General features: G+C 43.2%; 10 protein-coding genes. 1 reads left to right on the top strand and 9 read right to left on the bottom strand.

What is annotated here, in order from left to right:
* Window positions 1-2: 2 nt before the first annotated feature.
* Both FW759_RS10745 and fmt read right to left on the bottom strand, forming a co-directional pair.
* Window positions 3-1,571: a transcription antitermination factor NusB gene (locus FW759_RS10745; RefSeq protein ID WP_446442987.1), complete on the bottom strand. Its 1,569-nt coding sequence runs from the start codon at window positions 1,569-1,571 to the stop codon at window positions 3-5.
* Window positions 1,572-1,636: 65 nt separating this feature from the next.
* The gene (gene fmt / locus FW759_RS10740; protein WP_446442986.1) at window positions 1,637-2,785 is read right to left on the bottom strand and encodes a methionyl-tRNA formyltransferase; all 1,149 of its coding nucleotides are present in this window, start codon (window positions 2,783-2,785) and stop codon (window positions 1,637-1,639) included.
* A 205-nt stretch (window positions 2,786-2,990) separates the two neighbouring features.
* On the opposite strand from fmt, the gene FW759_RS10735 reads away from it, so the two are divergent.
* Window positions 2,991-5,876, top strand: a complete 2,886-nt coding sequence (locus FW759_RS10735; RefSeq protein WP_446442985.1) for a response regulator — start codon at window positions 2,991-2,993, stop codon at window positions 5,874-5,876.
* Between the two features lie 83 nt (window positions 5,877-5,959).
* On the opposite strand, the gene FW759_RS10730 is transcribed toward FW759_RS10735, so the two are convergent.
* The 7 genes from FW759_RS10730 to rnpA all read right to left on the bottom strand — a co-directional run bounded on the left by FW759_RS10730 (window position 5,960) and on the right by rnpA (window position 13,270).
* Window positions 5,960-6,634, bottom strand: coding sequence for a riboflavin synthase (locus tag FW759_RS10730; protein ID WP_353670637.1), 675 nt, complete (start codon window positions 6,632-6,634; stop codon window positions 5,960-5,962).
* Between the two features lie 453 nt (window positions 6,635-7,087).
* Window positions 7,088-8,143 carry a bifunctional diaminohydroxyphosphoribosylaminopyrimidine deaminase/5-amino-6-(5-phosphoribosylamino)uracil reductase RibD gene (ribD, locus tag FW759_RS10725; RefSeq protein WP_446442984.1) on the bottom strand — a complete coding sequence of 352 codons (1,056 nt, stop codon included), beginning with the start codon at window positions 8,141-8,143 and terminating at the stop codon, window positions 7,088-7,090.
* A 281-nt stretch (window positions 8,144-8,424) separates the two neighbouring features.
* On the bottom strand, window positions 8,425-8,886 hold the full coding sequence (gene nrdR, locus FW759_RS10720) for a transcriptional regulator NrdR (protein WP_062845766.1): 462 nt from the start codon (window positions 8,884-8,886) through the stop codon (window positions 8,425-8,427).
* 88 nt (window positions 8,887-8,974) lie between these two features.
* Window positions 8,975-10,354: a tRNA uridine-5-carboxymethylaminomethyl(34) synthesis GTPase MnmE gene (gene mnmE, locus FW759_RS10715; protein WP_446443023.1), complete on the bottom strand. Its 1,380-nt coding sequence runs from the start codon at window positions 10,352-10,354 to the stop codon at window positions 8,975-8,977.
* A 264-nt stretch (window positions 10,355-10,618) separates the two neighbouring features.
* Window positions 10,619-12,307 (bottom strand): membrane protein insertase YidC, encoded by a 1,689-nt coding sequence (gene yidC, locus FW759_RS10710; RefSeq protein WP_095569429.1) that lies wholly within the window; start codon window positions 12,305-12,307, stop codon window positions 10,619-10,621.
* 212 nt (window positions 12,308-12,519) lie between these two features.
* Window positions 12,520-12,897, bottom strand: coding sequence for a membrane protein insertion efficiency factor YidD (yidD, locus tag FW759_RS10705; protein WP_446442983.1), 378 nt, complete (start codon window positions 12,895-12,897; stop codon window positions 12,520-12,522).
* Between the two features lies 1 nt (window position 12,898).
* Complete coding sequence (gene rnpA / locus FW759_RS10700; protein WP_443531206.1) at window positions 12,899-13,270, bottom strand: ribonuclease P protein component; 372 nt, start codon at window positions 13,268-13,270, stop codon at window positions 12,899-12,901.
* Window positions 13,271-13,371: the final 101 nt, after the last annotated feature.

Here is a 13,371-nt window from a genome sequence, read left to right as displayed (position 1 = left end):
GCTCATTCAGAAGTTTTTTGCAACAACGCATAATAAAAGCCGTCGCCGCTCTCGCTATCAATCGGCAAGCATTGGCGGCCAATCGCTTGTTCGATACCCCAATTACAATCGTCGCTAAATTCAACAGCTGCTACATTAGTATAGTAAGTCATAAAATCCTGCATTTGTTCGACGTTTTCTTGCTTTAAGATAGAGCACGTGACATACAACAGATAACCGCCAGCTTTGAGCTGTGGCCATAGGTTATGCAAAATATCAGCTTGTAGCAATGCCGTTTGCTCGATGTCTTCCTCAGTACGCAAGATACTGATATCAGGATGACGACGGATCACACCTGTCGCCGTACAAGGTGAATCTAGCAATATGGCGTCAAATACGAGTTTGCTCTTTTTCTTACCAGCCCCTTGCCATGTGGTTGCATCCGCACAGACAATGTTAAGCTCAATATTTTTTTCAGCTTGCTGCAAGTCATGCTGACTTAAATTCAAGCGTTGTAAATTAGTATGAATGCGTTCGATACGTGGTGCTTCGTTATCGATAGCAGTTAGCTTCACTTTCGAAACCATAGAAACTGATTCATCGTTTTGTTTCACGTGAAACAATGAAGACTCATTTGAGCTAATTAATTCTAACCAATGAGCGAGCTTGCCACCAGGCGCAGCACAAGCATCTAAGATATGTAACTCATCGCTCTTTTCATCACTGTCAGTATCAGAGCTTTCTGCGCTAAGCTTAGCCATCAATGCTTGATTAATAATGGGTGCGGCAAGCTGAGCATGCATATCCTGTACGCTAGCAGCGCCGTCAGCAAAATGAGGCAGCGCATTCACGGCAGTGCTCTGATGTAGTCTTAATCCTGTCGTTGATAGCGTCGTCGCTGATGCGTTCGATAAACGGATACCGCTCGTCAGCTCAACCAAGTCGGCGTCAATCTCCGCCCCATCCAATGTGTGCTGATAATCTTCTACTGAGCCAATAGCAGTATTCACTCGTAAAAACATCGGTGCTGCTTGGCGTAAGCCTTGAGTCAGCTCATCATACTGCTCACTCCAGTCTTGCTTAAGCTGATAAGCGAGCCAATTGGGTAGGCTATGTTTTTTATCGCATTTTTTACGAAATTTGCTGGGGTTTTTAGCGACTTTACGCAAAATAGCATTGACCAGACCACTTGCATGAGCAAATTCAATGTCTTTGACCGCTTCAACGGTTTCATGAATGGCAGCATGATCAGCGACTTCTAAATACAGCAATTGCACCAAACCCACTTGGATCGTCGTGCGAACTTCAACCTCATCAATCGGGTTGTCCGCTAAGGTATCGAGCAAACGTGCAAGCGCGTGCCACTGACGTAACGTCGTCAATAATAATGCATGAGCAAAGCCTTTGTCACCGTCGTGCAAGCTGTTTAATAATGGGTCGAGCACACTTGAGAGCGACTGACCATTTTGGATAGCAAGCAAGGTGCGAATCACACGCACGCGCACGCTGCCATTCATAATAAGGTTACTTGATGGCTTAAGCTTGTTGTTTCTGGGTGCATTGTTTTTAGACGTGCTGCTGGTGTTTCTCATTAAATTGGATTTCCTTGACGTAGGATGGATAACGTCTTGTGCAAGTAAGGTTAAATGTGGGTGTGCTATTTTGATTCTGCTGTGAACTGGTCGCCATCGTTGAGCTGATTGCCATGACAGACTTGTTCCGCCGTCATCGGCTTCCCACCTGCAAACTGTAGGCTGGTGATCGCCAAGGTACTGGCAAGGGGCTTACTGCTATCTTGCATATTGCTATTTTGATGACTGTCATTGACTGTATTATCAAGCGTTTTCTGATAAAGGCTTTGTGTGCCACAAGCAACTAAAACGGCTTTGCGACCAACACTCACGACAGTGCCGGCTGGCTTATCTGTTTGCTGCGTTGTATTGATGGGTAGTGACGAGAGTATTTTGACACGTTGTCCTGCCAAAAAAGTATAAGCACCAGGCCATGGCATCAATCCACGAATTTGTCGTTCAATCACAGTAGCAGACTGCGTCCAATCAATCTCGCCTTCGGTTTTGATAAGCTTTTCGGCATAATTGGCTTGCGTGTCATCTTGAGCCGTTGCCTGTGCCTGATAATGGGACAAATCTTTTAATACCGTGGTAATAGCGGTCGCCCCAAGCGCTGCCAACTTATCGTGCAGACTCGATGCGGTGTCTTCTGCCGCAATAGGACAACTGACCTTATAAAGCATGTCGCCTGTATCTAGCCCTTTATCCATTTGCATAATAGTGATGCCAGTCTCGTCATCTCCTGCTAATAGCGCACGGTGGATAGGCGCCGCCCCGCGCCAGCGTGGCAACAATGAGCCATGAATGTTTAGGCAACCATGAGTAGGCGTGGTCAATACACCAATCGGCAAAATAAGACCGTAAGCTGCCACAATCATGACGTCAGGCTGATAAGTACGCAAAATCTGACGCGCCGTCATGCCCTCCACGCTAGATTTTTTGAAAGTAGCTGGCTGCTCGACCGCTATATCATGGTTTAATGCAACTTGCTTGACTGCTGACGCGGACAGTTTTTGACCACGTCCTGCTTTACGATCAGGCTGGGTGTAGACAGCGACGATGTCTATATTTAGTGCTTCTTGCTGACTGATAAGCGCCTCAAGACTGAGCGCAGCAAATTCAGGCGTGCCAGCGAATACCACTCTCAATCGCTGATTGGATTGAATAGGGTTGGTAGTAAGAGAAGCAGATAAATCAGAGACTGAATCAGTTGTAGTCGAAGCACTTGTAATCATAATCAGGCAGTATATGTAGGTGGTTCCCCATTATAGGGGAGTTTGCAATGTTGTGCCATGATTGTAATAGCAGCAATCGAGCGTGACTAATGATACCGTTTGTCTTTATAATAAAAAATCTGAATGGATTCGGCAGATCCTCTATCACGCTGAGCTTGTTACTTATTCATAGTCCCTTCTTGTGTCGACATAGGACCACGCTTTCATGCAACAGTTTCAGTCCTTACAACGCTTAATTATATTTTACGGGCTGACGGTGCTAGTGATGCTGGCACTGTATTACTTCACACTTTTTTATGATGTAAAGCAGCACAATGAAGAACAAAGTGTCGATATTTTTCATACCTTACAACACGAAATCACCAGTCATACCATTCCAGTAAATACTGAGATTAAAACGCTTTTAGAGCAGCCAGCGTTTGAGGATATCAGTTATCAGCTGATTTTTATGATGCCATCTGGGCAGACGTATATTCATCGCCACGTCCGTCCTAATGAACCTGCATTTGCCACCGTGACTTTTCCTATTATCCTCTCACCCTTTGACGATAACAGTCATAGCGCCTATACACTGAGCAATCGCGCCCTAACAGGCACTATCAAACTCAAAAGCGGTCACCAAATCTATATCATATTGCGCCATAAGCCGATTGCTATTGATTGGATATCTTACCGTTATTGGCTACCATTGATGACAGCGATTATGTTTTTCCTTATCGCCATCATCTATATGCTCAGTCGTCGCAATAATTGGGAGCAACTCCTGAGCTATACCGACAGTTTAAGTAGCCACGCAAAAGAAGCCTATAGCCCGCCGCCGTTTTTGCACAAAAACTCTACGCCTGAGTTTTTGTATCTAGGTCATGCATTAAGCCGCGTCAGTTATCAGCTGCACAATGACTATCGCCGTATCAAAACCCTCAATCATCGTCTTGAGCGTTTGGTTGAACAAGCGCCTTTACCGATGCTCATGATCATGCGTCATGGTCAAATCAGTTTTTTTAACCAACGTTTTGAGCAAATTTTTATAGAGTCCTCACAAGAGGATAAGCGTTATGAGTTGACAGATTTTGTGGCGGGCAAGGACGCATCCACTCAGCAATTATTACAGACGTTAGCAAGCTTGCGATTGACTCGTACCTTGATTGTTTATGGCTTACAGAATAAACAAACTTATCAGCTTCACGTCACGCCTTGGTTTGGTGAACATGAGCAGATTCATGGTTTTACGGTACTTCTGAGTAACATCCATGAATTTGCCAACCAAACCGAACAATTACAGCTACAAAACCAGCAGTTGCAACAAAAGCTTGATGAATTAAATAAGTTGCGCTCTTTGACAGGGTATCAGCTACGTATACCACTAGAAGCGATGATTGATCTGCTTGAGCCAATTGACCCCTCTACCCTGACTCCAGAAAGGCATGAAATCTTAAAATCACTGATCACTGCCAGTCAAAGCATGTTGAACATGCTCAATAACACCTTCGGTATAGAAGAGGTGGAAGTAAGAAAAACGCGGCTTACTATCGAGCCGATAGATATCTACAAACTTGGGCAAGAGATCAACAATCTAGTCATCAGCAATGCACGGCAGCAAGGCATAGAATTGATTTATTTCTTTATGCCCGACTGTCCACGTTGTATTGACACTGATGACATCCGGTTACGCCAGATACTGTTGAACTTATTGAAAAATGCCATAAAATTTACCACCTCAGGTCATGTCTCCCTCATTATCGATCGCGTGACCAAAGCACAGATTATGGACATTGGCAAAGATCATTTATTGCCTTCCAATGAGAATAAACTGGCAGAACCATCATCTCACTGGGTTCGTTTTAGTATCGAAGATACAGGTATCGGCATATCGGCAGACAAACAGAAAAATTTGATGACAAGCCTTTTCCAGAATGACCAACAAGCCCATGAGCACATAGAGCAAAATACGGTTAAAACAGGCATTGGTTTAAACAATGCCAATAGCTTTGCTCAGTTACTGGGTGGTTTTATTGAATTAAAAAGTACAGTAGGTAAAGGCAGCATCTTTAACCTATATCTGCCGTGTCGTAGGCCAAACTATCAACCCATTTATCATCACAATCAGCAGCTGACAAACATTCACCTCATTGCCATCGTCAATCAACCACTGGTCGCTACAAAAATACAGCGCTTATGCACATATTTGTCCGTGTCGACTACTATTTATACCTCTATAGATTTGGTTGATATCCAGTCACTTATAGACAAAGTAGCGCAGATGCGCCCGACACTGGTACCGATATTGCTATTGGATTATGAATACTATGAGACGATTACCACGCCTATCGTGATAAATACCACAAGCGGTCATAATACAGAGCATCAAAAGCCAGAAACGGTCCATATAGAGCATGACGTAGTAGAGCCTATAGAAACGGTAGACAAAGCATTAATTAATCGTGACAGACAAGAAGCTTTGAACATCTTACTGACCTATCCATCACTACCAAAAATATTGTTTAGCATAAAGCCTGAGCGCCGTATTCCCTCTGTGCTGTTAGGAAAATACGATGGATTCTTAAACAAACCACTAGACATGACTTTATTACTGTCTGAGATGTTGCGTTTAACCTCAACAGCAAGGCAAAAACTGGTTCAACCCCTAATGCATGAAGAAAACAGCAGTCCGCTAACACCCGTGACAAACGAATCGATCAGCGTCTTCCTCAATGAAACGCCTCTTCCGCTGATTTTGGTGGTAGAAGACAGTCCAACCAACCAAAAAATAACCTGCAAAATGCTAAGTAAGCTGGGTTATCGTAGTATCGTTGCAGAAGATGGTCAGCAAGCGCTCGACTGTTTAAAGAGTCAACGCCATGAAATTTTACTGATTTTGATGGACTGTCGAATGCCAGTCATGGATGGACTACAAGCCACTCAAGCAATCCGTGCGCAAGGCGATGATATTCCTATCGTTGCGCTAACAGCAAACAACACCCAGGAGGATCGCGAGGCTTGTATACAGGCAGGTATGGACGAGTTTTTAACCAAGCCCATTAATAAGAAAGCGCTAGTGACAGTTTTACAAGCTTTTATAACAGCGTCATAATCACTCTGAATACCCTTTCAACTAGCGACTCACAAAAATTCATTCACCCTCAATGGAGATTTATTGAGGCTATACCATAAAGCTTATTTCATAAAGCCATTATCTGCTAAGAAGGCTTCTGTAATTTGGCTTTGTGGGCTTGGTGCATTCATACCACCAGTTTGTGACTTGCTCAACAAACGCTCTAAGTAACGTGCGACGATATCCACCTCAACATTAACCTTATTACCAACCAGCCAGTGCTTGGCGATATTGGTGACTTGGGCCGTGTGCGGGATGATATTTAAAGAAACGATATTGTCGCGTACAAGATTGGTCGTTAAGCTGATACCATCAATGGTGATAGACCCTTTGGTCGCGGTGTAATGCGCCAACTCTTGCGGTATCTCAATTTCGATATAGATAGAACGTGCATCTTGTTGTAGCTTACTAACGATGCCGACGCCGTCTACATGACCTGCAACGATATGACCACCAAAGCGAGTGGTGGGTAGCATTGCTTTTTCTAAATTGACAGTATGTCCTGCTTTTAACGTTTCTAACGCAGTCCGCGCAATAGTTTCACGTGAAACGTCAACAGAGTAATGATTACTGCCAAAATCGACGACAGTGAGACAAATACCATTTGAGGCGATAGAATCTCCCAGTTTCACATCGCTAAAATCTAATTCATCTGACTCTATTGTCAAACGTATGTCGCCACCCGTGGGTTGCATAGATTTTACTTTTCCAACACTTTCTATAATTCCGGTAAACATACAAACCTCATCTTGTGGTGATATCGTCGCGATAGACACTATATATTGATTATATTGTGACTTTTTCCTATCGCTGATAATAAATAGTGCACTTCTATTTTTAGGGAAACATAGCGTTTTTCAAGCGTATTAGGGTATAAGTTGTGGATAAGTAAAAAAAATCAGCCTTTAAACTACTATAAACCTATCTTATCTAAAAGTTATCCACAAATTGGTCATATTTCTAAATAGTTAGAAGGCACGGTAGAATTAAAACTAAAATATTGATTTTATTAGTATTTTTATAATTATTCTATGGAAAATACTTTATATAAGTTTCATGTGAAACAAAGTTATACACAGTTTCATGTGAAACCTATTATCTCTGTTATGACTTATCCACATTTAGCTCACAATGTATATAGGTTGTGGATAAGTATCTTAAAAGCGATAAGTTCAAGTCTATATCTCAACCTATAAGGGTAATAAGGTCAACTTAAGATCGTGCCCTATCTTTTTATGACTCTCTATCTCAAACCGTAATTGCTGCGCCAAGCTCAATGGATTGAACTCGACCATGGCTCTTGCTGTATTGCCCAATACACAAGGTGCTTGATAAACGATTAGCTCATCAACCAGTTGCTGACTTAAAAAACTGCCCGCAATACCAGCACCCGCTTCTACCAAAATGTCATAACAGTGATGCTCACTCACCAAGTTTTTTAGTAAAGCAGTCAAATCATCTGTACGCCAATAAAGCGTCTCTGAACGACGGCATAGCTGATACTCAGAATGTGGGTCATGGCTTAAACGTTGGCGTCTATCCAGAACAACGACTCTCGGTGTTGGTACTTGTTCTAATGAAACGCCCAATTGCGTAGAGCGTACATTGAGCTGAGGATTATCAGCAATAATAGTTTCACTGCCAGTGATGATAGCGCCGCTGCGTGCACGTAATGTTTGCACATCTTCACGAGCATCTGCTGAGGTAATCCATTTTGATTCACCTGAAGCCACTGCCGTACGACCATCCAGACTGGTCGCCATTTTTAGGCGCACATAAGGCATCTGAGTGCGCATGGCTTTTAAAAACCCACGATTGAGCGCTTCTGCTGGTGCTGTCAGGACGCCCACCTTGACCTCGATTCCTGCCTGCTGCAATATGGCTACACCGCGACCTGCGACCTGTGGGTTGGGGTCGAGACCTGCAATTACGACACGTTTTATGCCTGCTTTAATAAGGGCAATTGCGCAAGGTGGGGTGCGTCCTGTATGACTACAAGGCTCCAATGTCACGTACGCAGTTGCTCCGATGGTTTGGGCACCCGCGTCTTTGATTGCAAATACTTCTGCATGCGGCTCACCCGCTTTGGGATGAAACCCTTGGCCCACGATTGTTTCTGCCTGAACGATGACACAGCCAACGGCTGGATTGGGTCTGGTGGTATACAAGCCGTGCTTAGCTTGCTCAATGGCAAGCATCATAAAGTAACGGTCTTGAGCATCTAGCGCGTGGTTTTGAGTTGGCATAAAGGAAGCTTAAAAGATTGGGTGAGTATTATTGAGAAAATAGTGCTTTAACAAAATCATGGGTTCAAGCGTGTCTACAACAGAAAGGTATTTTTCATCAAAAAATAGCCCAATCATAAGACAATATAGTCAATCCAATATAAAATAAATACACTGCTATCAATATCGCATGTTCTTGCTTGATGTGCCTTCGCAGACAGAGGCGACGAACATATATTGTTGGCAGGCCATTATCATTGTTGGACTTTTTTTATTTAGGATTAACTACACTCACCCACTTTTTAGTCTTTTTCATTTGGGCGAATATTGGCGATTTCTTGATGAAAGGCATCAATATCTTGAAAATCACGATACACGCTGGCAAAGCGTACATAGGCAACATCGTCCAATGCTTTGAGCTCACTCATGATGATCTCGCCCAAGACTTTACTGCTAATCTCACGCTCACCCATCTGCCTGACGCGCTTTTCAACACGGCTAATCATTGCCTCTTGCTCATCAATGGTAATCGGACGTTTTTGTAAAGGCAATAAAATAGAGCGTCGCAATTTTTCGTTGTCGTAAGGCTCAATTTTGCTACTTGATTTGATGATTCTTGGCATCACTACCTCGACCATCTCAAAAGTGGTAAAGCGCTCTTGGCAACTGTTGCAAGAGCGGCGGCGGCGAACTTGCGCACCTTCCGCAGCAAGGCGCGAGTCGATAACCTTCGTGTCTGACGCATTACAATACGGACAGTGCATTCCATCTTCCTTATTCTATTAAAAGCAAGTGCCGCCACTTATTGGGCAATCATTACTTATCAGCTTACCCAAGCGGCATGTTCGTGGATTATTTACCAATACAAAAGCTACCAAATATCTTACCCAGTAAATCATCCGCGCTAAATTCACCCGTGATCTCACCCAGACTTTGCTGTGCTTGACGTAAGCTTTCAGCAACCAGTTCTCCTGCCATAAACACTGTGAGCTGCTCGTGTGCTTCTGTCAGGTAATCTGCTGTTCTGCGTAATGCATCTATATGGCGCGTGCGAGCAATCAAGCTGTTCTCTGGCGGATGAAACCCTACCTTGGTACATAGCGCCTCAATTAATGTATCAATACCAACACCTGTTTCACATGAAACATTGACTTGCTCATATCCTTGATTTTCTATTTCTTTTTTTGAAACAATAGCGGTTTTTTCGGCATGGCTGTCACTGAGTAAGTCGCTTTTATTGGCAATAATCAATAAGCGTTTCGCCTCTGGTAGCGCTCCAAACAACTGCTCAGCAAGCTGTAGTGGTGTACTTTCTTCTTTCAGATCACGGGTCACATCATAGACCATTAGCAGCATATCAGCTTGAGTAATCGCTGTACGCGCACGCTCAATACCAATGCGCTCAACCGTATCTTCTGTTTCACGCAGACCGGCAGTATCGGTTAAATGCAATGTCAAACCATTGAGTACGACCGTCTCTTGTAGCGTGTCACGAGTGGTACCAGCCACATCGGTCACAATCGCTCTCTCTTGCCCTGCCAGTCGATTCAGCAGGCTTGATTTACCTGCATTTGGTCTACCTGCCAACACCACATGGATACCATCACGCAACAACTGACCTTGTTTGGCAGTCGCTAATACTTGTTGAATCTTCGCCTGTGTTTGCTCAAGCTTATCTTGTATAACACCATCAGACAAAAAATCTACATCTTCTTCATCTGGAAAATCAATCGCCGCTTCCACATGTAAACGCAGATGAATCAGCTGCTCTAATAATTGATTAATCTTTTGAGAGAACTCACCACTTAGAGAGCGAATGGCACTACTGGCGGCAGCTGCACTGGTTGCATCGATCGCATCAGCGATGGCTTCTGCCTGTACCAAATCCAATTTATCATTATCAAAAGCGCGATAAGAAAACTCACCCGCACTCGCTTGTTTTGCACCCAGCTCAAATACACGTGCGAGCAACTGGTTCTGTAGGATCATGCCACCATGACCCTGTAGCTCAATCACATCCTCGCCAGTGAATGAATGCGGGCCTTTAAAATACAACACCAGCCCTTCATCAATGACGGTGCCATCAGCCTGATAAAAGCGGCAAAAACTGGCCATACGTGGCGTGAAAGCAGATTTACCTGTGAGGGTACAAGCAATCTCATAGGCACGGGCACCTGATAAACGGATAACGCCGACCCCACCACGACCAAGCGGCGTTGCAATGGCAGCAATCGTGGTCGCTCCAGATGAATCAGATTTTTCAGACGAATGGGGTACGGTTAACGCCCTCTCTAAGGAATCCACAGTCACTCTCAGTAGCTAAAAACCCCATTATAGACGGCTGGACGCAGACTGACAAAGCAAACTTTGAAAGGTCGTCTAATCGTTGATGTTTTCGCATGCATGTTGATAAGCTGTGGATAAAAATTTATCACCTATAAAAAAACCACCGCGCTAGCGGTGGTTCTTGTTTTCATATTTTTGCGAGCTTGTCAGTTAATCGAGTACCTTAACCGTACGACGTTTTTGCTCTTCTTCAACTTTTTTATTGACGATGTATTGCTGAGTCATACTGAATAAGTTGTTCACTGTCCAGTACAGTACCAAACCAGCTGGGAAGAATAGCATGAAAGCGGTGAAGATAATCGGTAAGAACTTCATCACTTTTGCTTGCATTGGATCCGCGGGCTGTGGATTCAGCTGTTGCTGTACAAACATCGACGCACCCATCAGTAACGGTAGGATAAACCATGGATCCATCGCTGACAAATCTTGAATCCATAGAATCCAAGGGGCATGACGTAGCTCAACACTTTCAACCAGTACCCAATATAACGCTAAGAAAATCGGCATTTGCATCAAGATTGGCAAACAACCTGCCATCGGATTGACTTTCTCTTCTTTGTAGATAGCCATCATTTCTTGAGACATCTTCATGCGATCGTCGCCATGCTCTTCTTTTAGCGTCTTCAGTCTCGGTGCGATAGCGCGCATTTTTGCCATTGAGTAGTAGCTCTTATTAGAGAACCACATCAAAGCAATTTTAACCAAAATGGTCAGTATGATGATTGACCAACCCCAGTTACCAACAACTTTATGAACACCTTCCAAGATAGCAAACAAGACTTTTGATATTGGCCAAAGTAGACCGTAATCAACCGTTTTATTAAGACCAACAGCAACGTCTTTGAGCTCAGACTGTACTTTTGGACCAGCATACAACGTAGCATTCAACGTGATTTGCTTGTTTGGTGCTACATTTACTGGCTGACTATTAAAGCCAATAAAGTAATCATTTCCTGTTTCACGACTGAAGAACTTACCTGTGAAGTTTTCAGGTGTCCATGCAGAAACGAAATAATGCTGCACGATCCCAACCCAACCTTTATCACTGGTCGTGTTCAATTCACCATCGCTAAACTTACCAAATTTTAATTTGTTGTAAGGATCGTCAGGCGTACCCCAAGCACCGCCCAAATAGGTCGCCATGCTCAGCGCACCTTTATCAGACATACCAGGATCTTTACTATCATCACGCTTTAGCTGCGCAAACATTTGACCTTGCCACGCGTTTGTAGAAGCGTTTTGGATCTTATAACTGATATCGATCGGGTATTTGTTGGCAGTGAAAGTAAAAGTCTTAGTGACTGTCACGCCGTCTTTTTTGTAAGTCAGTGGTACAGACAGGGTTTGCTGCCCTTCTTCCATTACATAATTATTTGCCGTATGGCTATAAACAGCGCGGCCATCTGCTGTATCGATACCGTTTGGACCAATAAGACCAGACTGAGCCACATACACACGATTACTATTATTTTCTAGCAATACGAAAGGCTTTTCGCTATTGAGCGTTGCGTCATATTGTTTGAGAGCAGCATAAACAATATCACCGCCTTCTGGGCTGATTTTTATATCATAGCGATCGGTGGTTACCGTGATCAAACCTGTATCTTGAGCAGAAGCAGGAGTAGCCGTTACAACGTCGTTACCGACAGGTTGCGTCTGTGCCGGAATATCACCTGCTGCCCCAGTAGTAGAAGGAATGTCAGCACCTACTGAAGCAGTCGTTTCTGGCACCGCATCTACAGCTGGCGCATCGGCATAATCATCTCGCCATGCCAAAATCAGCAGATAAGCGGTGATTAACATCGCAATGATGATCATCACCCGAAATATCTTTTGCATAAACCTTTCCTAGATTAAAAAATTAGGGAATGAAAAATTAGGGCATGTGTCATGACCACCCGCCCGCTTGTCTTGGTATGTGACAACAGCATTGGTAGTCATTTACATAAAATGTGCATCATTTTACTAAAAATCTGCTTTAAATGATACCAAGAGTGTGGATAACTTGTGGGTAACTTATTAATCACAATACTAAAATAAGCCATGCCTTGCTATGACTGCGCCTTCATTAAGTGATTGAGACGACAAACATAACTGTTGTGGTCTCTATAGACGCCTAATCCATGATGACTTACATGTGGAAAAATAGTATGAGGGAGGTAGTGATACTCATAGGAAGCTAAAGGTAGAGGAACAAAATCAATACCGTGCCCACCTAATGGGTGACATCTACTGATACGTTTTAACAGCAACCAACTGCCAGCCCAAACTCCATGCCATACCAATGCCTGTTTACCATAATTTGAGCACGTTGGATAGTAGCGACAACGCGCAGGTAATATGGGGCTTATTATCTTTTGATAGAAAACAATAAAATTAAAAAATAATCTAAAAATTATGCTTTTAATTTTATTTAATAAAATTTTCATTTTATTTTTTTTCTATTTTTTTAAAAATATTATTTATTTGATTTTTTAATTCTCTTTTATCTATATCTTTTATTGATTTTTTTACGATAAAAACAATATCTTTGTTTTCTATATTAAATGCTTTAGTACGAAACTGTTCACGTATTTGACGTTTAATAAGATTACGAGCAACAGCGGTAGGTACTTTACGCTTGGTGATGGCCATGCCCACTCGTGGTTTTTCTTCGGTATTAGCGCGTACAAAGGCCATCAGATGGCTCTGATGAAGCTTTCGCTCTGGCGCATCGAATACTTCACGGAAAGCTGCTGGTGTGAGCAAACGCTGCTCTTTAGTGAAACGAGCGGTAGGTGTAGCTGAAACAGTATTGGACATAACACAACCTAGTGTAAGAGCGAGTGGCAAGTTTACGAATAATAGCAAAAGATAGAAACAAAAAAAGCGCCTGTGTGGGCGCTTTTAATATATGGCTACGT

This window comes from Psychrobacter sp. 1176_08 (assembly GCF_052850615.1).
The sequence above is the reverse complement of the archived record's forward strand: the minus strand, read 5'-3'. Positions and strand labels throughout refer to the sequence as shown.

What these genes read in the sequence shown, in the direction of transcription:
- ribD (WP_446442984.1), bottom strand. Translation starts at nt 8,143, where the DNA reads ATGCCAACTCAAAACCACGCGCTAGATGCTCAAGACCGTTACTTTATG.
- yidC (WP_095569429.1), bottom strand. Translation starts at nt 12,307, where the DNA reads ATGCAAAAGATATTTCGGGTGATGATCATCATTGCGATGTTAATCACC.
- yidD (WP_446442983.1), bottom strand. Translation starts at nt 12,897, where the DNA reads ATGAAAATTTTATTAAATAAAATTAAAAGCATAATTTTTAGATTATTT.
- FW759_RS10745 (WP_446442987.1), bottom strand. Translation starts at nt 1,571, where the DNA reads ATGAGAAACACCAGCAGCACGTCTAAAAACAATGCACCCAGAAACAAC.
- rnpA (WP_443531206.1), bottom strand. Translation starts at nt 13,270, where the DNA reads ATGTCCAATACTGTTTCAGCTACACCTACCGCTCGTTTCACTAAAGAG.
- nrdR (WP_062845766.1), bottom strand. Translation starts at nt 8,886, where the DNA reads ATGCACTGTCCGTATTGTAATGCGTCAGACACGAAGGTTATCGACTCG.
- fmt (WP_446442986.1), bottom strand. Translation starts at nt 2,785, where the DNA reads ATGATTACAAGTGCTTCGACTACAACTGATTCAGTCTCTGATTTATCT.
- FW759_RS10735 (WP_446442985.1), top strand. Translation starts at nt 2,991, where the DNA reads ATGCAACAGTTTCAGTCCTTACAACGCTTAATTATATTTTACGGGCTG.
- FW759_RS10730 (WP_353670637.1), bottom strand. Translation starts at nt 6,634, where the DNA reads ATGTTTACCGGAATTATAGAAAGTGTTGGAAAAGTAAAATCTATGCAA.